Raw genomic sequence first — 23,501 nt, 5'->3', positions numbered from 1 at the left:
TTTAGAGTGTTATTAATCGATTTATCTATATACTGTCATATGTCCGACAAATTCTCTTTCATCATTCGGTCCATTTAGTTTTATTATGTACCAATAATCACCAGTCGGTAGGTCTTCTTTTTTGTATGATCCATCCCACTCACCAATACCAATGTATTGTTTAATCTGTCTACCGTACCTATCGAAAATAGTTACCATCATATTCGGGAATCCTTCTGAGTTGCCAATTACCCAAGTGTCACGAATACCATCACCATCGGGTGTAAAGAAGTTTGGAATTTCTATATCTATAAATTCTAAGTATACGTCTATTGAAGTTTCACAACCTTTACCATCTACTACTCTTACGACATATGTGTCGGTATGATTAATAAAGTATGATCCTTCACTATTAGATTGATCATTAAAATAATAGGTATAACTACCATCACCGCCTGTTGCTTCAACTTTAATTTCGTTGATGCCCCCTTGCTCGCTGGTTAATACTAATGGGTTTGGAGCATCAATTTCAATATTATCAAGTCGCTCAATACAACCACCAGAATGTAAAATGCTGATATAGTTTGTACCCGGAGTGATATTTTCGAATATGGGACTATCCTGTGCTGCATTAATATCTTCAGAATTTAAAGCATACATGACATCTCCGGCAATAGTATCGTCTTGTACAGTAACTGTTGTAATGCTTACTGGTTGCCCATCTCTACATTCATAGATTGTTTCATAAGTAGCTGTTAAATCAGCCCCTACTTCTATTTCTTGTAAGATGTTTTCTGTACAACTATTGGCATCTCTAATATACACGATGTATGCACCACCATCTAAGTTGTCGATTACCAAAGAATTTGGATTCCCAACTGGACTAAATGAACCGCTAGTGTTTTGCAAGCTGTATTCATATGGAGCTGTTCCACCAGTTATTTGTAATTCTATTAGCCCATTATCATCACTAGAACATAATTCATCTTCTACTCTATTGATTGCTACTGCTAGAGCTTCAGTCGGACCATCTATTACGATAGGTACTTCAACATCACAACCATTAGCATCTTGTACAATTACAGTGTAATTGCCTACATCTAGATTTTCAAAGAAATTGGTATCCAATGTTTTTTGAGGTTCTGAAGATATGGTGTAGCTATATGGGCTAACACCACCAGTAACTGTTATAGTTGCATTACCATCAGCTTCACCAAAACATTGCACATCGCGTTGGTCAGATAAAGTAGCTCTAAGTAATGGAGGTTCGATTATACTGATATTATCAGAGATGTCTACACAATCAATTCCACTTAAGGCTCTAATTCTATATGTGCCAGCACCCAAGTTTTCAAAAATACCTGATGCTTGAGCGGGTACTAAAACAGTACCAGAACCATCTTGTAGTTCGTAGGTGTAATCACCTAGACCACCTGTAGCTTCTGCAATAAGTACAGCATCCATTTCACTGAAACAGTTGATAACTGTGTTTGTTGCATCAACAGTAACTTCTAGAGGGTCAACCACATTTATAGTTCGAATCACAGAAATTGGAGACTCACAAAGATTTAAAGGGTCAGCATCACGCGCTAAGAACTCATATGTGCCAGGTCCTAAATTAGAGAAAACATTATTAGAGGTCCATGTGCCCGAGGCAGGATCAATCATGCTATATTCATACACTCCTGACCCACCTGTTGCGGACAATGTTATTTCACCTTGATTCGGTGTACAACTAGGCTCTTGTGTTATAGCAGCATCAACAGTTACTTCTGATGGGTCTATTATATCTATTGATGCAGAAACTACATCACAACCTCTACCATCGATAACTGTTACATTATAATGGCCTTCATTTAAATTGTTGAATACATTACCATCTTGGGGGGCACTACTTACGCCATCTGTAACGTTGTTTAAAATATATTGAAAATCTGTATGTCCGTTCCCAAATTCTCTTGCAGCGGTTACAGTTATAGAACCATTAACAGCACCAGGACAAGTTGGATTCGTACTCGTTTCGGTTAATATAATCGCATCAATTGTAGGTATGGTAATTACCTGCATTACATTATCACATCCACCTGAATCTCTTAAGGTAAGTTCGTAATTAATACCAGAAGTTAAACCGCTAAATACATTATTAGGATCAAATGATTGAATTGGAGTTCCAGGATTAGCTGGGTCTATTAATTCAAATTCATATCCAGACCATCCACCAACTGGGGTTGCAGTGACTTCTGAATCATTGCCAGGCACACAACTTAAAAGATTAGTGATTTCGTAACTAAAATCTAAAGCAGATTCTGGTGATTGAATGGTAATATGATTAGACTCCGATTCGCACAATGGAATTTCTGTTGCTTTTACCTTCACATAATATGTGCCAACAGGTAATGTATTAACCGTAGAAACTGGAGTGGAAGTATTTCCAGAACCAATGATGAAAGGTGTGCTAGGATTCGCGGTATCTATAATTTCAAAATCATAAGCACCTGAATATCCGGATAACGTAAATTCAAGGGCACCGTCAGCATCACCAAAACAATGTACATCTTCAAGTTTTGTTGCTGAAATTCCAATAAAGTCAAAAGGAGCAATGCTATAGGTTATTATTGAAGCACAACCCGTAGTTGTATCCAATAGTTCGTATATGTAATATCCTGGGTTTCCTGCGGGTATTGTAATTTGCCCCTGTCCTGTTCCATTTATTAAGTTGCCAGAAATTAATTCGCGTACCTCATAATCAGTCGGATTGACTGCAGCTGGGGTTCCTACAATTTCAATGATTGCATCATCATCGCAATTCATAGCCTGAATTTCATTTATACTTGCTGTTACTTTTTCTGCAGCAGGTATTATTATTGTAGTTTGATCGGTACATCCATTTGTATCCACAACGTCAATAATTATTGTTTGAGGGCTCGATGTGTATAAGAATTCAAATGTATCACTAGAACTATAACCTGATCCATTATAACTGAAATTGTATGGACTGGTTCCAGTTCCATTTACAGTTACACTTAGTACGCCAGTACCATATGAATTGTCGGCTGTACAAGCGAAAGGAGTAACAGTAGGAGTGTCTAGAACTAATGGAGTTGGTTCAGTTATTGTCACCGGTGGAAGTGTTTGAATACAATTTTTCGCAGAATGTACAGAAATTGTATAGGTTCCGGGAGCAAGGTTTTCAAATACATTTGATGCCTGATATGGGGCTCCATTAATACTATAGTCGTATAAAACGTCTAAATTAGTTTGTCCTGGCTCTGGTTCGACTATAATTTTACCATTGTCATCTCCATTACAAGTTACTTGTTGTACCGGAGTAACCGTTCTAAATTTTGGGATTAATGGCTCATCAATATAGGCTGTTACCGTTTGATCTGCGCATCCTGATAAGTTATCATGAATTCTGAATTCATAATTAATCGAATGTGTTAACCCTGTAAATACCCCAGTTGTATTCGTAGGTCCAGCTGGAGAAATTTGTTCTATAGAATAATCTCCAGAACCACCATATACCTCTACAAGTACTTCCCCACTATTCGGTGGGTCACATGGTTCAATTTGTGTAACTGAGGCAGAGGTTTGCATCTGAGGATAAATTAGTAAATCTTCAGACAATGTTGCACAACCGTTTTCATCGGTGACTTGAACTGTGTGCTCACCAGGTGTTAGGTCTTTGGTGTTTGAGGTAGTAACTTCACCATCCCAAGTATAATAGATTGTGCCAGTTCCACCAGAAATATTTATGGTAGTATTGTACAATTCATCAGGAGTGCTACAACGATTATTTACAACTACACTATCAAGCACTGGATCTAAATCTCTGATAATGGTAATTGGAGTGTCAAGTTCGTCCATACAACCTGCAGCATCTCGTACCCAAACTTGATAAACGTTGTTTATACCATCATATGCCGTAGGCGTAATTTCTCTATAATCATCTGTTGTCCATTCCGATGCTGGTATTGTAGTTGGGTCAATAATACTAGCTAAAACATAAGCATATTCATATTCTCTCCATGTAGGGTCTATAGTATTACTTGCTTGATAAGAATCTATATCATTCCATCCACCTTTGGCTTCTACAGCAATTTGAGCACCTATATTACAGTTAGGTGGTGAATAATCTTGTAATCGATTCTTCAATTCCACAGGTGGCGCATATATATTGAATCTATTACCAACAGTACAACCAGATTCATTTTGTACTTCCACAACATACCAACCGGTAATTACATTAGGAATATCAAAAATGATATCACCTCCTGAACCACTATCGTTAGCTGTGCCAGAATGAACATAAGCAGGGTTACTACTACCACTGGCGTTATAAGTTTTCCATGTAACAGACTGAATTCCATCTGGTCCACCCATGCCAAATGTATTAGCATCTCCTGCCGCTTCTACTCGTATTCTGGCTGTACCACCCGTACTATTGGCGCAAACGTAAGACTGAACTGTAGAAAACGCTTTGAATTTGTCGTCTGGTGGATCTGGCGCTATGACCATTCCCAAATCTGCAACATAAGTACATTGGGTATTCATATCTAAAACGATAATATCATAGTTTACCCCAAATAGTAGTCCAGAAACTCGGTAATCACGTTCATTAGTTGGATCTAATGCGTCGTACGACGGATTAGTTGCTGTATCGAAATCACGCCATGCTCCACCAAAAGGGTCATCAGGACTACCTGGCCACATACGCATTTTGAATGGACCAACAAGACCTGGGTCTGGGTTAACAGTAAAATCAAATGTGGCTCCATTTGCACATGTTTGCATTCCCACAGGTTGCGTTACTCCATGTGGAATCGGAGGTCTCGTAATGGTTATAGGGTCTGATTTCCAAATACAACCACGTTCATCTTCTACCGTCACATGGTAGGTGCCATGATTATTAATATTAATAGTATGGACTGTTGAAGGATTGCTCATATCTAATCCCCCTACATTTTGATATACCCAAGGTGGTGTGCCTGGTGTGGTACCGTCACCACCATTAAGTCGTACACGAACTAAGCCGACAGCATCTTGTACGTTAGATACTTCAATTATCCCAGGAGAATCACCAGTGCCTGGGTTACAGCTAATATCTGCTGTTTTTGTGGCAGTAGCTGAAATACTTGGAAGTGCCCCTATTGTTACAGTCTCAGAAAATTCACAATTAAGTTTATCACGAATAACTAATACATAATCAATAGCATCTAATTTATTATAAAGTGTTTTAGTAGAAAATGGGCTTCCGTTAAAACTGTATAGAAAAGGAGGTGTGCCACCAGTTCCTTTTACAACAATACTACCATTATTGTTTGACCCACAAGCCGTAGGTGTAATTTTATTATTGCTGCCTATTGCTGGTGGGACCACCACATTAATAGGCTGTGAAATTGCTGTACAACCTTTTGCATCTGTCGCTCTAAATTCATAACTACCTACATTTGCTGTAGGGTAGGGAAATGTTACAGGTGACCATGAACCACTATCCATGCGTACTTCAAAAGTACTTGTTCCATATCCGCCGCTAGATTTTGCGTTAAGAATTGCTCTATCGGCAGGTGCTGATCCGCATCCTAAGGGTTTTGTAACAGTACCGACAGAAAAAAGCTGTGGCTTAATTTCAGTGTCAGCAACAATAGCTGAACATAGGTTAGAATCTATAATCTTTACTACATATTTCTTTGGAGTTAGGTTGCTCAAAGTAAATGAGGTTCCAGTGATTGTCTGTTTTGGTCCGTTATTTATTGTATATACATACGGAGGGTATCCAGATAGGATATCAATTTTCAAGCTGCTTTTTGTTGCAGTTGTATAACAATACTCAGATGCTGCTTGGTCAACTTCAGCAACAGGGCCTTGTCGGTCTTCAATTGTAAAGGTTTGTGTATCCTCAATACAACCGTTTATATCTGTCACGATAATTGTGTAAAGCCCAAATTGAGTTAGTCCGGTAATGGTCTTATTTGTTTGTGCGGTAGCAGGATATAATGTGTTATCTGGTCGTCTTACCTGATATTTATATGATCCCCATCCACCTGTAGCGTTTATTTTTACGGATCCAGGTTTGCTACATAAAACGTGCACTACATCGTATGAAGCAATTGATAAGGGTGAAGCTGGCTGTTTTACAGTTGCAGTTTGAATTTTAGGGCATGGGCCCGATTCATCGGCGACTTTAATTGTATACGTGTCTGCAGGAAGGTTTGAAATTGTAATTGGTGAACTAGTTATATTGGATACTCCAAAGGGGGTAATGTTACCAGAACTATCTTCGATTACTACGTCATACGATGTTTGAAAATCGTTAACTGCTACTTCTATTACACCATCAGTTGCAGTAGAACAACTAACGTTTTCTTTGACGGTAGTAAATGTGCTGAATTGCATGGGTTGCGGAACTGCAAAATCGCGTATAATGGTACAGTTGTCGGCGGTTATTACCTCAAATCTGTAGACTAAATTTGGAATTAGTCCAGTAAAAACATTGTTCGAGCTTGCGGTAGTTGGTATTGGCGAAACTATGCGGTAGGTGAATGGACCAGTACCGTTTTCTACTGTAACGGCTACATCAGTAGCTTTAGTAGTACAGTTTACATTGTCGATGCCAAATAGTAAGTTAGATGGATGTGCACTTGTATCTACGGTTAATGGAATGGTAACCTTACAATTGTTTTGATCTGCAATAGTAACTGTGTAATCACCAAAACCAAGTCCAGGAAAGGTAGTGTTGGTTTGAAAAGTAGTTCCATTAAGGCTGTATTTGTAAGGGGCTGTTCCTCCAGAGGTGCCAGTAACTCCAATAGTTGCTGTTGTGTTGTCACAATCAATAGGTATAGTTACCGCAGCAGTAGCCAGTAATGAAATAGGCTCTGCAATTGTTTCGGTAGCAGTTGTTAAAGTACAAGTACTACCAGGTTTTGTTTTACGAATGGTAATAGTGTAATTGCCAGAATTTAGATTGCTGAATACATTTGATGTTTGAAAACTTCCACCATTTAAACTGTACGAAAGATTATACCCTTGATCATTTGATACATTTACTTTTAAACTACCATCATTAGCACCATTACAAGAAATATCTTTTGATATTAATGAATAAGCAATTTCAGATTCGGCGACAATATTTATAGGTGCAGAATCTATTTCACAACCATTAGCATCTTTTACTGTAATTGTATAACTGCCAGCTGTGGTTACTGGTATAGTTGTTTGATTACCTGAGGTAAATGTTGAAAAATTAACATTGCCATTAACACTATATGAATAAGGTGCAGTACCTCCGGAATGTGTTACTGTAATTATTCCATCGGTACAATCAATATTCTTAGTTGCAACGGCATTAGGTGGTGCCGAATTAAATGGATTTAAAGTTTCAGTAGTTGTCCAAGTACAACCGATGCTATTTGAAAACCTTACTTCTATACCGTAGGTTCCTTCATCTAAGTTGTTAAAAGTATACGTGGTACTCGAAACTGGACCAGAAGAATTTACTAAGTTACCACCTTTACTTATTTCATAGATGTATGTTAATGAAGTCGCATTAATATCAATTTTAATTCCACCTTTTTCACCTGTACATGTAATCGGTATTAGAGTAGCAGTAGCATCTATACTGATGTTATCTATTGTAATGTCATCTAATTCAAATAAACATCCGCCAATACTATTTTTTCTTCTAAGTTGAACATCATAATTATTAGCACTAGTTATAGAGAAGACATTTGAATCTTGCCAAGAAGCTCCGTTGTTAATGCTGAATTCATAAGTAGATGGAACGTTATTTATAGTGATGCTACCAGGTCCATTACAATCTATATCTGTAGCCACTGCATTTGGGTCAAGACCATTGGAATATACATTAAAATAGTATCGTACAACACTATTGTCATTATATTGAACGTAAATACGATAATCACCACTATCGGTTACTGTATATTGTGCATTTGAACTTACTTGATTCCAAGTGCAACTTGGAGAGGTATTAGGGCAGTTAGGTTGCGCCGCGGCACAACTACCATCTTGAAATTTGGACCATATAATTTGTTTGTAATTTGATATGTTCGCATTAAGTACGCGCTCATCAGTGGCGCCACATAAATATATTTCATGTACTTCGGATCCATCGTCACTACAAATTACAACGTTGTCTGATAGACCAGTCAACGGATGCGAAGCGAAAATAGCCTCTTCCTCAATAATTGGAATAGAAGTTATATTAACTGTTTTCGGAATTATATATGCGAATAATGAGGATACAACTAAAGCAAAAAATAAAAAAAGATTCAATCTATTTTTGCCGAATAGAAATCGTGGCGTAGTCATAAGTAGGTGTAGTTTTGGTTGGTGTTAAGTGATAGTCATTCGGGGGCAAAACACACACTCTTTATAATATTTCAACTAACGGCATTGGGTATGTTTTAGTACCCGTTATTTGCATTTTAACAGTAAGAAATCGGTATATTTTTAATGTTTTAACTTTTTATTTACATCGTTGTAGTAAAAGGCTTACATAAACTATATATTTAGGAAAAGTTAAATGCGTGTGTTCAATGAACAAGGGGAGCAGTAAAATTGTTAAATTTGCGCCTTTATTGCAGTAAAAACAAGTAAATGAAATACACCAAACTACAACATACCGATATTGAAGTGAGTAAAATTTGTTTGGGAACAATGACTTGGGGTCGACAAAATTCGGAAGCAGAAGGTCATGAGCAAATGGATTACGCACTTGAAAAAGGTGTTAATTTTTTTGATACCGCTGAGTTATATCCTGTGCCCGCACACCCAGATAGATATGCCCATACTGAAAAAATAATTGGTACTTGGTTTAAGAAGAATAACAATAGAGATAAAGTTGTTTTAGCAAGTAAAATTGCTGGTAAAGCAGATTTTACAAAATTTATTCGCGAAACTGGTTTTACTAGAGAATCAATAACCAATGCTGTTGAATTAAGTTTAAAACGTTTACAGACAGATTATATAGACCTTTATCAATTACATTGGCCTGATCGTATTACTAATTATTTTGGTAAGCGTGGTTTTAAGTATGATAAAACGGATTATTGGCAAGACAATATTCATCAAATATTGGAGACTTTTAGAGACCTCATTCTTGAAGGTAAAATTAGGCAAGTTGGCGTTTCTAATGAAACTCCTTGGGGTTTGATGCGGTTTTTAGAAGAAAGTAAAGTACATGCTTCATTGCCTAGAACAATAACCATTCAAAATCCATATAGTCTTTTAAATCGCCTTTTTGAAGTTGGACTATCTGAAATTGCTATTCGAGAAAAAGTTGGTCTTTTAGCGTATTCACCATTAGGTTTTGGTACGCTTTCCGGAAAATATTTGGGAGGTATGTCGCCTGCGGCTTCAAGATTGTCGTTATTCCCGCATTATTCTAGGTATAGTAGTGAAACTGCTGTGAAAGCAACTGAAAAGTATCATCAATTAGCTAAAAAGCATGAATTGTCTACAGCGCAAATGGCTTTAGCTTATGTAAATAGTAGACCATTTGTAACTAGTACTATTATAGGTGCAACAAATTTGACGCAACTTGAAGAAAATGTAGCTAGTATAGATTTAAAACTTACTGATGAAATTCTTGACGGTATAGAAGCAATACATAATGAATTCCCTAACCCAGCACCTTAAAATTATAGTATGATATTTCTTAAAATTGGCTTTTGGCAATTAGTAATAATTATTGCGGTAATTGTCATTATTATGGTTTTTGCTCGAATTATGCGCGACAAACGTTAATCAAATAACGCACTTGCAACATCTTCTATTTTTGTTGCCATAAGTACTTCTATTTTTGACGATTTAAGGCTTATTTTATTGTTTTTTGAGACATAAATTGTCTTAAATCCAAGTTTTTCTGCTTCAATTATACGTTGGTCAATTCGCTGCACTGGTCTAATTTCTCCTGCTAAACCAACCTCAGCAGCAAAACAAATACCTTTTTCAATTGGTATATCAGAATTGCTCGATAGTATTGCAGCAATAACAGCCAAATCTATTGCTGGATCGTCAACAGAAATACCTCCTGTAATATTTAGAAATACGTCTTTTGCGCCTAATTTAAATCCTGCGCGTTTTTCCAGAACAGCTAAAAGCATATTTAGTCGCTTAGCATTGTAACCGGTGGTAGAACGTTGTGGAGTACCATAAACAGCCGTACTTACTAATGCTTGTATTTCTATCATTAATGGTCTAAGACCTTCTACGGTAGACGCTATTGCCGTGCCACTTAAACCAGCATCATTTTTAGAAATTAATATTTCTGAAGGATTGTTCACTTGTCTTAAGCCACCGCCTTGCATTTCGTATATGCCTAGTTCTGAAGTGGAGCCAAAACGATTTTTCAAAGCCCTTAATATGCGGTAAACATAGTTGCGATCACCCTCAAATTGAAGAACGGTATCTACCATATGTTCTAAAATTTTAGGTCCAGCTATTGAGCCATCTTTTGTAATATGGCCAATTAGTATAACCGGCGTATTTGTTTCTTTTGCAAATTTTATGAGTTCAGCTGTGCATTCTCGTATTTGAGAAATACTACCTGCCGCCGATTCAATATAATCGGTGTGTAATGTTTGTATGGAGTCTATTACAACTATATCTGGTTCAGTTGCCTCTATCTGCTGAAAAATATTTTGAGTTTTAGTCTCGGTAAGAATTAGGCAGTTTTCACTTTCTGGATGTATGCGATCGGCACGCATCTTAATCTGTTTCTGACTTTCTTCACCTGAAACATACAATGTTTTATAAGGTAGTTTTAAGGCAATTTGTAATAAAAGTGTACTCTTACCTACTCCAGGTTCACCACCTAATAGAACTAAAGCTCCAGGAACAAGTCCACCACCTAAAACGCGATTAAATTCTAAATCAAACGTATTTAATCGTACTTCTTTTTCTGTGCTGATTTCATTGACTCGAAGTGGTTTTGCAGTTTTTTTTAATGGACTAGTTTCTGATTTCCAACTAGATTTTTCCGACTTTTGTATAACCTCTTCTACAACTGTATTCCATTCTTTACAAGCCGCACACTGCCCAACCCATTTTGCATATTGAGTGCCACAATTTTGACAGAAAAAGGCTGTTTTAGTTTTAGCCATTACTTTTTTTGAGATTTATGGCGAAGATAAAATAAAGTTTAAAAGTTATTGGTAATATTTAAGGGTCTAATACCATTAGACCCTTAAATAAAAAGTATGTAATTCACCTATCTTTAATTTACTCTTTACCTATAATTATTTGGATAAGATTTTCATTACTTCCTTTAGAATCGATAAGTCCAAAATTATCACTACGATAGTTCCAATTAGCGTAACCAATTCCATGTTCATTAAATAATGCCACCATATCTTTATACCACTCTAACCTATCTTTTGAGGGCGCTGTTGCTACAATTCCGAATTCACCGCAATATAGGGGTAGTCCAAGTTTCTTGGCTTTCAGCATAGGTTTCTTCCACTTTTTGAAAATAAATTCTTTATTCCATTCTTGATTAATATATTTTTCTGCTCCAGCCTTTTGGATTTCGGGTAATGCATCATATTCGGATTGTGAAATTAATTTTCCTGGGTAATGAACAGGACCAGCATAATCTTTTAAATCTGTCCAACTAGCTCCAAAATGACTTAAAAGAAAAGGAGAGTAAAAATGAAAACTCAATATTATATTCTTGTCATTTTCAGGGACCTTTAAAGCATCAAAAGTTTCAGTTGATTGCCATCGATTTGATCCAATTACTATAGTTCTCTTGTCCTCTAGTTTACGAATGGCCGAAAAGGCTTTGGCAACAAGGTTGTTCCAAAGTTCGTGGTCATCGGCAACTGCTTCATTCATTAATTCATAAGCAACCAGATTATTTGGATATTTTTTTAGTGCTTTTGAAATATCGCGCCATAAATCAAAGAATTTATCTTGTTCCTTTGGATCTGTCCATAAGGGTTTTTCTTTATTATTAAAATGATGTGATCTTAAGATGTGTAAATCGATAATTACTCGTAAGCCGTTTTCTGCACACCAATTGATACAATTTTCCATATGCAGGAAAGCATCATTATGGCGATTGCCATTTTCGTCCCACATCTGTTCCTCATCTATGGGTAATCTAATATGGTCAAAACCCATTTTGGCAATTGAGACAATATCTTTTTTGGTAAACTTTTCTTGACGATCAATTCCGCGATCTTTACTTTGGGACAACCAATGTGCAATATTGGTTCCACGAAATATTTCAAATTTCTCGTTAATCGCTGTTGTTTTTTGTCCTTGAGAAAATATTGAGGTTAAAATAAATGTCAGTGTAATAACTCTACCAATAAATTTCATAATATCTGGTTTTTGGAAAAACAAGATAGTGATTTAGTAGCATTATTGTAAACTGATAAGAACTAGTATTAAGCTTCTTAATTTTAAAGTAGCTTAATACTAGTTCTTATTAATAATTTTATTTTTTATTTTGAATTAGTAACCGAAATCTGCTTTTAATGCATCAATTTTTTCCAAAGCCATTTCTTTAGTTAGAAAATCTATTTCTTCCATGCCAAATGCCTTTTCAAATGTTCGTAGCGCTTTTTTCGGTTCACCCATTTGCTCAAAGTATTCTCCTTCAAAATAAAAACCGAGCATTGTCGATGGAAACTCTTTTTTGCAAAGTTCAGCCAATGGCTTTAGAGAATCATAATCTTCTTTTTTACGAATACCAGCATAAACAGCCATAAGGTCATTTAGATTTACATCCTTTTTAAATCCAAATAAATCCTCAATATTTTTATACTTAGTAGCTAAATAGTCATAAACTGGCTCATCAGAAGTTAATAATTGGGTTTTATATTCTTTAGGACTAATTGGTTTAAACATGCCAAAAATGTTGTCAAAAGCTTCACCAATACCATAAGTTGCTACTGACGTGTGGTCTGCACCATCGTATTGGTAGAAGTTGTAGTGTAAAGATTCTTTTTCTATTGCCTTAATAGCTTTATCCATAGCTAAAATACGGGCGGTATTTTTATTTTTTTCTCCTTCCAGAATTAATTGGTAGAATATTTGTTTATCAAATGCACCAAGTCTAGCTGGTACTCTTGTTTCCATTTCTGGTGCCAAATCTGGACTAATATTAATATAAGCATTGAATAAAGAATGTTCTTTAAAAAGCCAATAGTTACTGAAGTTGGCTGTAATGTCATAACCAACAACCATTTTAAATGGCGCTGTACTATAGTTTAAGTCTAAGTACGGTATTATTTCCATACCTAAAAATTCAAAAAATTTCTTTGCTTTTTCTGAAGGTAATCCACTATCAGGCTCGTAAGCACAATCGTCTAAACGAATTTCATTTTGACTTTGTTCAATACCAACAATAATACTTTGTGGCATACCATGAAATCTACTGTAGAATTTTGCATTAGCAACAACTTGATCAAAAAGGTATTCGCCATCTAAAACTACAATTAGCGGATATTTTTTAGCTTCATCATAATCTTCAGGAAAGTAGTATTTAACATCTCGTCTTTCTTGTAATTTAAAAGATTCAAAAATTTCTACTTTTACTTGAGCACTCATGCCAAAGCATAAAAGAAATGCGAAAGGTATTAGTAAACGTTTCATGTGCAGATTTTTGGCAGGTTGGAATTACCTAGCGGTTTCTGTTCAATAACGGTAATATTAGAAAAGATATTGCCCCAAAAACTACGATCATTAAGGTTTGGGCAATCCACATTATCCATCCAAAGGCATCACCAGAAACATCACTTATTCCGAAAATTGCCAAGGCCTTACTTACCGCTATTGGATATAGACCTATTCCACCGTTGGTAAACATCATTGCTAAGGCACCAGCTACAAAAGCAACCATTAGTTGGCTTAAGGTTAAAGTCATAGTTTCGGCAACGGTAAATTTGATAACCCAAAGCATGCCAATATAACAACCCCAAATAAATAACGTGTGGAATATAAACGGCCATTTATTCTTCATTTTAAAGATGCTTAAAACGCCTTCCATTAAACCATTTATGAAATTCTTGATTTTAATGGCAATATTATTTTTTGATTTTTTAATATAGAAAGTGAAAAATGCCAGTCCTACTAAACCTGATAAAAACAAAATAAGTAATTTATTTAACGGAAATCCAATTTCTTGTAAGTAGCTTAAAATTATATCGGTGTGCATGAAAAATGTCACTGCGATTATAGTAAAAAGCATTAATACGTCAATAACTCTCTCTGTAACAATTGTGCCAAACCCTTTTTCAACAGGTACATTTTCATAAGTAGCTAATGCTGGAGCTCGTAGTAAATCTCCCATTCTCGGAACACCCAAATTAGCAAAATAAGACATTAATATAATTAAAACATTGTTGCTTAATTTAGGTTTGTATCCCATTGGTTTTAAGAGATAATTCCATCGTATTGCTCTAGATACATGACCTAAAATGCCTAAAACCATAGAGAAGCCTACCCAAAAAAGGTCTGCCTGTTTAATGTAGTACAAGATTTGCTGTCTATCTGACGGTGAAGTTGAGTTGTACCAATACCAAACAAAAAAAACTCCCAATGCAATTGGGAGTATAGTTTTTAATATCTTTTTCAATTGTTTATTCAAACTACTCTAAAAGGTTTGTTTCTTCATTCGGAAAAACTAAAGAAGGATTAAATTTTTTCGCTTCTTCGATATCCATGCGTGCATAGGTAAATAATATTAATACATCACCTTTTGCTACTTTTCTAGCTGCGGCACCATTAAGCGTAATTTCTCCACTTTTACGCGGACCTGGTATGGCGTATGTCTCAAGTCGCTCTCCATTTGTATTGTTAACAACCTGTACTTTTTCGCCTTTAATTATGTTTGCAGCATCCATTAAGTCTTCGTCAATAGTTATGCTTCCTATATAATTTAGGTCTGCACCTGTAACTTTTACTCTATGTATTTTTGATTTTACGACTTCAATTAGCATTGTAAAGTTAATTAATTTGATTTAATTTAATTCAAAGCTATATTGTCAATTAGCCGAATTTCTTCTGCATAAACGGCAATAAACAGTATATATTTTGTGTTTGGTTTTTTTTGATTGATTACTTCAAGGGTTGTAGCATCTGCAATACAAAGATATTCTAAATTAAAACTTGGATGCTCATCAAATTGTTTCTTGCCCCAATTTAAAACCTTGTCAGTACTTGTTTTTTCAAACTTCTTTTTTATAGCTAAAAGTGTCTCATAAATAAATGAAGCCTCTTTTCGCATTTCTTTTGAGAGTCTCTCATTTCTAGAACTACGAGCTAGACCATTAGGTTCTCTAACAATTGGGCAGCCAATTACTTCGACAGGAATATGTTGTATGTTGACTAAATTTCGAATAATTAGTAATTGTTGAAAATCTTTTTCGCCAAAATATGCTTTGTCGGGTTTAACAATTCGGAGTAATTTTTCTACAATGGTAGCAACGCCATTGTAGTGACCTTCCCTAAATGCTCCTTCCATTACTAAATCTAATCCATTAAACTCATAAGTATTGGAATATTGACCTTCGGGATAAATTTCACTAACATTTGGTGCAAAAATTACTATTTCATTTGAAATTTGCTCCAAAAGTTTAGTATCAGCCTCTAAAGTTCTGGGGTATTTATCTAAATCTTCACTATTGTTAAACTGCGTAGGGTTCACAAAAATACTAACAACGGTAAGGTCGTTTTCATTTATTGCTTTTTTAACTAAAGACATATGACCATCATGTAACGCCCCCATAGTGGGTACTAAGCCCAATTTAAAGGGTTTATTTTTGTTAGAAAGCAGAGATTTAAGCTCGGATGTGGTATTTGTTATTTGCACTTTTTGAATTTAAACGGTCGCAAACTTACTACAATTAAGGCTAATCGGCATAATTTTTGTAATTTTGCAATTCTGTTTGAACGAATCTCAAAATACAATTTTTATGAATGGCAAAAAGATATTGTTCGTATCTTCTGAATTAGTACCTTATCTTCCGCAGAACGAAGTTTCCCTTATGTCTTATGAAACTCCTCGTATGGTTAACAGCAATGGTGGCCAAATTAGAATTTTCATGCCTCGTTATGGTAACATCAATGAAAGAAGACACCAACTACATGAAGTTATTCGACTGTCTGGAATGAATTTAGTTATCAATGACATGGATATGCCGTTGATAATTAAGGTTGCTTCTATTCCTAGAGAGCGTATTCAGGTATATTTTATTGATAATGATGAGTACTTTAAAAGAAAAGCTACTTTCTTAGATTCTGATGGAAATTTGTTCAAGGATAACGATCAGCGCGCAATATTCTTTGCAAAAGGTGTTGTAGAAACTGTGAAAAAACTGAATTGGACTCCAGATATTATACATGTTCATGGCTGGATGGCTTCTCTTCTTCCATTATATCTTAGAAAATTTTATGCTGATGAACCGCTTTTTGCTGATAGTAAAATAGTTACCTCTGTATATGGTAAAGGTTTCGATGGTGAATTAGATTCTGATATGATTAAGAAAATATCATTTGACGGTATTCCAGAAGAAAGTATTGAGCCTCTCGCTCATCCTGACTATAATAATTTGTTAAAAGTAGCTGTAGATTTTTCAGATGCTATTATTTTAGCATCGGAAGAAATTCCGGAAGATTTGCAAAAGCATATTTCCAACCTTCAAAAACCAGTGTTACCTTATGTTACTTTACAAGAATTCGAAGAAGCATATGCGAATTTTTATAACACCGAAGTTTTAAAATAATATAAATGACCTTTTTGAAGAGATTTAAATATTCCGTTTTTACGGGATTTTTACTAGCTGCGATATTATTTTCTTGTACTGAAGACCCAACAACTATAGGTGCTACCATAGTAGGAAGTACTCCCTTTACAACTAGTAAGGCAACTTTTAATGTAAAAGCATTTAATAAAAAAGTGGCAGCGGTACAAACTAATCAGCTTCCAATTTATCAATTGGGTGTTTATAGCGATCCAGTTTATGGTAAAACTGTTGCTACAATAAATAGCCAAGTTCAACTTCCATCAAGTAACCCTAGTTTTGGTATTTATACTCAGGAAACTGAATTAACTAATAGTGATGCAATCCCGGAGAATGAGACTATAGACAGTGTTGTAGTTTATTTGCCTTATCAGCTAAACGAATTGGATTCGGATGCCGATGGTGTTCCAGATTCAGCAGAGGTAGGTTTTGAGCTAGATGCTACTAATGATAGTGATGGTGATACAGTTTCAAATATTACGGAGTCTGCGAATGGTACGAACCCACAAAACCCAGATACTGATGGTGATGGCACCCGTGATGATGTAGATGACTCTATAGATATTGTGAGTTATGCTGAAACTTTTGAGTTGGATAGTATTTATGGGAATAGAAATCAAGAATTTACTTTTAAAGTAGAACGGTCAACCTATTATTTGCGTGATCTTGATCCTAATTCTAACTTTCAAGAGGCACAAGAATACTATTCAAATCAAGAATTTTCACCGACTTTTACTGGGGAAGTGTTTTTCGAGGGTGTTTACTCGATTGATAATAAGGAATTTATTCTTCCGGGTGAAGAAGATGATCCGGATACGGATGAAGATGAAACTACAAAAACTAAGGTTGCGCCAGGTATAAGAGTGCAGTTGGATGCCGTAGGTATTGATTTTTTTCAACAAAACATTTTAGATAAAGAAGGCGATACGGAATTACTTAGTGCAGCTAATTTCAAAGAATTTTTTAGAGGAATTAATATGTCTATTACTCCTTCGGAAGAAGAACTATTATTTCTCTTAGATATTTCAAATGCTCGTATTGAGGTCTATTATCACTATGACCACATTGTAGATGATTCCACTACCGAAGAATTGACTTCATCATTTAATTTAGCGTTAGTAACAACAACGGGTAACGCGGTTAATACTTTTGTAAATGATGATTATCCGACAGAAATAGCAGATGCAATGATTTCTGAAGATAATGCTTCAAGAATTTATTTAAAAGGTGGTGCGGGTACTTTTGCTGAAGTACAATTATTTGATGATGAGTCTGAAATTAATGAGATTAAGGCCAATAATTGGATTATTAATGAAGCGAATCTAACTTTTTATGTAGATCAAGATGCGATGTCCAATACTGACGAAGAACCACCAAGACTTTATTTGTTTAATGCTGAGACTAACCAGCCTTTGTATAATGTTGTCACTGAATATAGCCTTTCAGATACGGCGCTTGAGGCTTACTTAAATTATGATGGTTTAATTGAAAAATCTAATAATAGAGGTGTAAAATATACGGTGAATATTACAGATCATTTAAATAATATTATTGTGCGCGACTCTGTTAATGCAACTTTGGGTCTTCAAGTATCTGCTGATATTCGAATTACTGGTGCTCGTAATGCTATGTTGGCTAATGACGAAGAAATGGAATTGCCAGCGTCGGCTATTTTAACACCTTTAAGTACTGTTCTTTATGGTAGTAATATATCTGCTGCAGAAGAAGTTAAAAAATTGAAACTTGAAATTTATTATACTGAAACAAATTAGATAGTACACTTTTTAAGTAATTATTCCTAAGAAACATCATACGCAAACTATTTTATTGTTCGCAGTATACCACTTACCGATAAAATCCGTTCTATTTCTATAATAGGGTGTTAATACTTCATTCTTATTATAAATTTGTAATAAAAATTTTACAACAAAGAAATAAAATCATATGTGTGGAATAGTAGGATATATCGGTCATAGAGATGCTTATCCGATAATTATTAAAGGCCTTGAACGATTAGAGTATAGAGGATATGATAGTGCTGGTATTGCATTATATGATGGCGAAACTGTAAATCTTTGTAAAACCAAAGGTAAGGTTGAAGATTTAAAGAAAAAGTCTAAAAGTGAAATTTCACTCAATGGAAATTTAGGTATTGGTCATACGCGTTGGGCGACTCATGGAGTTCCGAACGATGTAAATTCTCATCCACATTATTCGAATTCAGGTGATTTGGTTATCATACATAATGGAATCATTGAGAATTATGAGTCTATTAAAAAAGAACTTATAAAAAGAGGTTATACTTTTCAGTCGGATACGGACACAGAAGTGTTGGTAAATTTGATTGAGGAAGTGAAATCTAAGGAAAATGTAATGTTAGGCCAGGCTGTTCAAATAGCATTAAATGAAGTTGTAGGTGCATATGCTATTGCAGTGTTTGATAAAAATAAGCCTGATGAGATTGTAGTTGCTAAATTAGGTAGTCCTTTAGCTATTGGTATTGGTGATAACGAATTTTTTATCGCCTCAGATGCCTCTCCTTTTATTGAATTTACAAATAATGCGGTTTATCTCGAAGATGAAGAGATGGCGATTGTGCGTTTAGGAAAAGAGATAAAGCTTCGTAAAATCAAGAATGATGCTGTTGCGTACCCAAATATTCTTGAATTGCAAATGAATATTGAGGAAATAGAAAAGGGTGGTTTTGATCACTTTATGTTAAAGGAGATATATGAGCAACCTAGAGCAATTTTGGACACGTATAGAGGTCGATTACTCGCAGATCAAGGTCTTGTGAAAATGGCGGGTATTGATCAGCACTTAGATAAATTTTTAAATGCCAATAGAATTATTATCGTGGCATGTGGTACTTCATGGCATGCTGGTTTAGTTGCAGAATATATTTTTGAAAACTTAACTCGTATTCCGGTAGAAGTTGAATATGCATCTGAGTTTAGATACAGAAATCCTATAATTACTGAAAATGATGTAGTAATTGCAATTTCGCAATCTGGTGAAACTGCAGATACTTTAGCTGCAATAAAATTAGCTAAAGAAAAAGGTGCCTTTGTTTTTGGAGTTTGTAATGTTGTTGGTTCTTCAATTGCGAGAGAAACGCATGCGGGTGCATATACACATGCAGGACCTGAAATAGGTGTTGCTTCGACAAAAGCATTTACTACACAAATTACAGTACTTACATTGTTAGCTCTTAATTTAGCTAAAGAAAAAGAATTATTTACTGATGCTCAATTTCATGAGTATTTAACAGAGCTAGAAACTATTCCATCTAAAGTTGAAAAAGCATTAGAGTCGAATCCTTTAATTGAAATTATAGCAGATGTCTATAAAGACTCTACGAATTGTCTTTATTTAGGGCGAGGATATAATTTCCCAGTGGCACTCGAGGGAGCGTTGAAGCTAAAGGAAATTAGTTACATTCATGCCGAGGGATATCCCGCAGCTGAGATGAAACACGGTCCGATTGCACTTATTGATGAGCAAATGCCAGTTTTTGTAATCGCTACTAATAAGGGTCATTACGAAAAAGTGGTTAGTAATATACAAGAAATAAAATCAAGAAAAGGTAAAATAATTGCAATAGTAACTGAAGGTGATGAGCAAGTTAAAGAATTAGCTGATCATTGTATTGAAATCCCGGAAACTTTTGAGTCTTTAACCCCATTGTTAACTACTATTCCTCTACAATTATTATCCTATCATATTGCGGTTATGAGAAACTGTAATGTTGATCAGCCAAGAAATTTAGCAAAATCTGTTACTGTAGAATAGATACCGTAACTTCATAGAATCTTTAAGACCTTGTTATTTTACAAGGTCTTTTTTTGTGCATTATTGTCAAATTCGCTTTTTAAGATGTTAAAAAATGAGAAATAAATACTATGCATGCATAATTTTTTTCATTTTAGTACTTGCGAATACGAAAATTAGGTATCTTGCAGTATACTTAGTAACTAACATAACTTAAACATAATATGCGGACAGTTTTTTTAATTCCCCTGCTGTTGCTGGGGTCCTTTGCAATAGCGCAAACATCTATTTCAGGTACCGTTGTTGACGATAACGCACAACCTGTTCCCGGAGCTAATATTGTAATTAGCGGTAAAGCCATAGGGACAACTACAGATTTCGATGGTAATTTTACATTGCAAACGGATGAAGTGCCACCATTTCAATTACAGATTACTAGTATCGGTTATTCCGAAGCTACAGCTGAGGTGACAACTTCTACGCAAACTTTATCTATTACATTGAATGAGGCGCAGACCTTTTTAGATGAGGTAGTAATTTCAGCCTCGAGAACACCCGAACGTATTTTTGAATCTCCAGTAACCGTTGAGCGTTTTGGTCTTAGAGAAATAAAGAATACCGCTTCAGCGGATTTCTATGATGGACTCGAAAATTTAAAAGGTGTTGATGTTAATACAAATAGTTTAACATTTAAATCGGTAAATACTCGTGGTTTCGCAACTTTCGCGAACAATAGATTTATGCAATTAGTAGACGGAATGGATAATTCTACTCCTGCATTAAATTTCCCTATCGGAAATTTAGTTGGTATGGTTGAGACCGATGTGCAGAGCGTTGAAATTCTGCCAGGTGCATCATCTGCATTATATGGTGCGAACGCCTTTAATGGTGTGTTATTTATGCGTAGTAAAAATCCATTTGATTATCAGGGATTAAGTGCTAGTGTTAAAAGAGGAATAACCTCTCAAGATGCTGCTGGGAATAATGCTTATACCGATATCGGTATAAGAGCAGCATATAAATTTAGTGAAAAATTTGCCGGAAAAGTAAACTTTGGTTATTTAAAGGGTACCGATTGGGCTGCAACTAGCGAAGTAGACAAAACTACTGAGGGCGGCACTCGTGCAGATTTAAATTATGATGGTATTAATGTGTATGGTGATGAGGTTTCTACAAACATTCGAGCTGCTTCAGGTTTAGGAATTATTCCTGACGTGGTAGTGAGTAGAACAGGGTATAATGAGCGTGATTTAACTAATTATAATGCTGAAAGCGTTAAGGCAGATTGGGGGCTATATTATCGTCCTTGGGAAACTGATTTTGAAATATCTTATGTTGGTAAGGTTGGTACTGGTAATACTATTTACCAGGGTACCAATAGATATAATATCAAAGACTTTTTTCAGCAACAACACAAAATTGAATTCCGAAACGATAATTTCTTTGTTCGTGGTTATGTTGTAGCAGACAAAGCAGGGAATTCATACGATATGGTTTTTACAGGTATTAATATTAACAGGGCTTGGAAATCGGATGCAGATTGGTTTGGTGATTATATAGGAACTTATGCAGGGTTATCCCTTTCTGGTGCAAACCTAACTGAAGCTCAGAAGCATGCACAAGCACGTGCAGTAGCCGATACGGGTCGTTATGAGCCAGGAACGCCAGAATTTGAAGCTGCTTTTAATAGAAGTGTTAATGACCCGGATTTAACAACAGGGTCAAAGTTTCAAGATGCCTCTAAGTATTATCATTCAGATGCTAATTATAACTTTAGTCATTTAATTGATATAGCTGATATTCAAGTGGGTGGCTCTTATAGACAGTATGCTTTGAATTCTTCAGGAAGTATTTATACAGATTATGATGGAACAATTGATTATTCCGAATATGGAATATATACTCAAGTTCAAAAAACAATTCCTTTGAAGAATGAAAAATCTTTAAAGTTAACGGGTTCTGCACGGTATGATAAATCTGAATTTTTTGATGGCTTTGTTTCGCCTCGACTATCTGCTGGTTTTACACTAAATAGAAACCATAACATTAGAGCTTCTATTCAAACAGGTTTTCGTAACCCTACCACTCAAGATTTATTTATCGGTCTTGATGCCGGTCGAGCAATTTTGGTTGGGTCAGCACCTGATAACTTAGATAGGTATTCACGTACCTATCAGATTAGTGAAGAAGGACAAGATTTAGGTGTTCCTGCGTCAGTAGTTCAAACAGGTAGAGCGGCTTATGAAAATTCGTATTCTCTTTCTTCTGTTACTTCTTTGGGTCAAACAGGAAATCCAGCTGATTTACAGATTTCAAACCCAAGTTTAATCAAGCCAGAACAAGTTACTTCTTCAGAAATAGGCTATAGAGGGAAAGTGAATAAGTTGACAATTGATTTTAGTGCTTATTATAATAAGTTTAAAGATTTTATTTCTCAAGAAGTCGTGGTTTCTCCTTTATATGGTACTGTTGGTGACGGAGCATTATCTGTGGCAGCTATTGCAAATGGTGATTATCAAGCGTATAGCTCCTATACAAATTCTAAAGCTGATGTAAATTCATACGGTGCATCCATAGAATTAGGAATGAAAGTTTTAGGTAATTTCGATTTATCGGGTAGTTATACCTACTCGAAATTAGATTTTGATAGAGAATTGTATCCTGATTTTACGACTAATTTTAATACCCCGGAGCACAAGTTTAAAGCTTCATTCGGTAATACTGAAGTCATTAAAAATGTAGGTTTTAATGTTGCATACAGATTTAGTGATGATTACTATTGGGAAGCTACTTTTGGTAACGGTTTAGTGCCAGAATTCCATACAGTTGATGCTCAAATCAACTTTAATGTGCCTAAGATTAAATCAACCTTTAAAATTGGTGGCACTAATTTAGGAGGTAAAGAATACTTTACTGCTTTCGGAACAGGGTTTATCGGTTCTATGTATTATGCCTCATGGATAATTAATAATTAAT

Annotated in this window: 12 protein-coding genes; 5 read left to right on the top strand and 7 right to left on the bottom strand. The window is 35.4% G+C overall.

Annotated features, from left to right (window positions below; all coding sequences use genetic code 11):
* Positions 1 to 21: 21 nt before the first annotated feature.
* The gene (locus UH7x_RS05765) at positions 22 to 8,310 is read right to left on the bottom strand and encodes a T9SS type B sorting domain-containing protein (protein WP_482362768.1); all 8,289 of its coding nucleotides are present in this window, start codon (positions 8,308 to 8,310) and stop codon (positions 22 to 24) included.
* A 288-nt stretch (positions 8,311 to 8,598) separates the two neighbouring features.
* Between UH7x_RS05765 and UH7x_RS05760 the strand changes: the two genes are divergently transcribed.
* Positions 8,599 to 9,639 (top strand): NADP(H)-dependent aldo-keto reductase, encoded by a 1,041-nt coding sequence (locus UH7x_RS05760; protein ID WP_482362767.1) that lies wholly within the window; start codon positions 8,599 to 8,601, stop codon positions 9,637 to 9,639.
* 104 nt (positions 9,640 to 9,743) lie between these two features.
* Here the strand turns inward: UH7x_RS05760 and radA are convergent, their stop codons facing one another.
* The 6 genes from radA to panC all read right to left on the bottom strand — a co-directional run bounded on the left by radA (position 9,744) and on the right by panC (position 15,823).
* Complete coding sequence (gene radA, locus UH7x_RS05755) at positions 9,744 to 11,105, bottom strand: DNA repair protein RadA (RefSeq protein WP_482362766.1); 1,362 nt, start codon at positions 11,103 to 11,105, stop codon at positions 9,744 to 9,746.
* 118 nt (positions 11,106 to 11,223) lie between these two features.
* Positions 11,224 to 12,327: a glycoside hydrolase family 5 protein gene (locus UH7x_RS05750; RefSeq protein ID WP_482362765.1), complete on the bottom strand. Its 1,104-nt coding sequence runs from the start codon at positions 12,325 to 12,327 to the stop codon at positions 11,224 to 11,226.
* A 135-nt stretch (positions 12,328 to 12,462) separates the two neighbouring features.
* Positions 12,463 to 13,605 (bottom strand): alpha/beta hydrolase, encoded by a 1,143-nt coding sequence (locus tag UH7x_RS05745; protein ID WP_482362764.1) that lies wholly within the window; start codon positions 13,603 to 13,605, stop codon positions 12,463 to 12,465.
* Positions 13,606 to 13,633: 28 nt separating this feature from the next.
* A complete protein-coding gene (locus UH7x_RS05740; protein WP_482362763.1) occupies positions 13,634 to 14,599 on the bottom strand; it encodes a lysylphosphatidylglycerol synthase transmembrane domain-containing protein in 966 nt (321 codons plus the stop codon).
* Between the two features lies 1 nt (position 14,600).
* Positions 14,601 to 14,951, bottom strand: a complete 351-nt coding sequence (gene panD / locus UH7x_RS05735; RefSeq protein WP_482362762.1) for an aspartate 1-decarboxylase — start codon at positions 14,949 to 14,951, stop codon at positions 14,601 to 14,603.
* 26 nt (positions 14,952 to 14,977) lie between these two features.
* Entirely contained in the window at positions 14,978 to 15,823 is an 846-nt protein-coding gene (gene panC, locus UH7x_RS05730; RefSeq protein WP_482362761.1) for a pantoate--beta-alanine ligase, read from the bottom strand.
* Between the two features lie 103 nt (positions 15,824 to 15,926).
* On the opposite strand from panC, the gene UH7x_RS05725 reads away from it, so the two are divergent.
* From UH7x_RS05725 to UH7x_RS05710, 4 genes are all read left to right on the top strand, one after another.
* A complete protein-coding gene (locus UH7x_RS05725; protein ID WP_482362760.1) occupies positions 15,927 to 16,736 on the top strand; it encodes a glycogen/starch synthase in 810 nt (269 codons plus the stop codon).
* A 5-nt stretch (positions 16,737 to 16,741) separates the two neighbouring features.
* Positions 16,742 to 18,526: a DUF4270 domain-containing protein gene (locus UH7x_RS05720; protein ID WP_482362759.1), complete on the top strand. Its 1,785-nt coding sequence runs from the start codon at positions 16,742 to 16,744 to the stop codon at positions 18,524 to 18,526.
* Positions 18,527 to 18,698: 172 nt separating this feature from the next.
* Positions 18,699 to 20,546, top strand: coding sequence for a glutamine--fructose-6-phosphate transaminase (isomerizing) (glmS, locus tag UH7x_RS05715; protein WP_482362758.1), 1,848 nt, complete (start codon positions 18,699 to 18,701; stop codon positions 20,544 to 20,546).
* 203 nt (positions 20,547 to 20,749) lie between these two features.
* Positions 20,750 to 23,500, top strand: coding sequence for a TonB-dependent receptor (locus UH7x_RS05710; RefSeq protein WP_482362757.1), 2,751 nt, complete (start codon positions 20,750 to 20,752; stop codon positions 23,498 to 23,500).
* Position 23,501: the final 1 nt, after the last annotated feature.

This window comes from Aurantibacter sp. UH7 (assembly GCF_056839165.1).
Note: the sequence above shows the minus strand (reverse complement) of the source record. Positions and strands in the feature narration are given on the sequence as shown.

Excerpts from the sequence above, each read along its gene's own strand:
- UH7x_RS05765 (WP_482362768.1), bottom strand. The coding sequence starts at position 8,310 with ATGACTACGCCACGATTTCTATTCGGCAAAAATAGATTGAATCTTTTT.
- UH7x_RS05760 (WP_482362767.1), top strand. The coding sequence starts at position 8,599 with ATGAAATACACCAAACTACAACATACCGATATTGAAGTGAGTAAAATT.
- radA (WP_482362766.1), bottom strand. The coding sequence starts at position 11,105 with ATGGCTAAAACTAAAACAGCCTTTTTCTGTCAAAATTGTGGCACTCAA.
- UH7x_RS05750 (WP_482362765.1), bottom strand. The coding sequence starts at position 12,327 with ATGAAATTTATTGGTAGAGTTATTACACTGACATTTATTTTAACCTCA.
- UH7x_RS05745 (WP_482362764.1), bottom strand. The coding sequence starts at position 13,605 with ATGAAACGTTTACTAATACCTTTCGCATTTCTTTTATGCTTTGGCATG.
- panD (WP_482362762.1), bottom strand. The coding sequence starts at position 14,951 with ATGCTAATTGAAGTCGTAAAATCAAAAATACATAGAGTAAAAGTTACA.
- UH7x_RS05725 (WP_482362760.1), top strand. The coding sequence starts at position 15,927 with ATGAATGGCAAAAAGATATTGTTCGTATCTTCTGAATTAGTACCTTAT.
- UH7x_RS05720 (WP_482362759.1), top strand. The coding sequence starts at position 16,742 with ATGACCTTTTTGAAGAGATTTAAATATTCCGTTTTTACGGGATTTTTA.
- glmS (WP_482362758.1), top strand. The coding sequence starts at position 18,699 with ATGTGTGGAATAGTAGGATATATCGGTCATAGAGATGCTTATCCGATA.
- UH7x_RS05710 (WP_482362757.1), top strand. The coding sequence starts at position 20,750 with ATGCGGACAGTTTTTTTAATTCCCCTGCTGTTGCTGGGGTCCTTTGCA.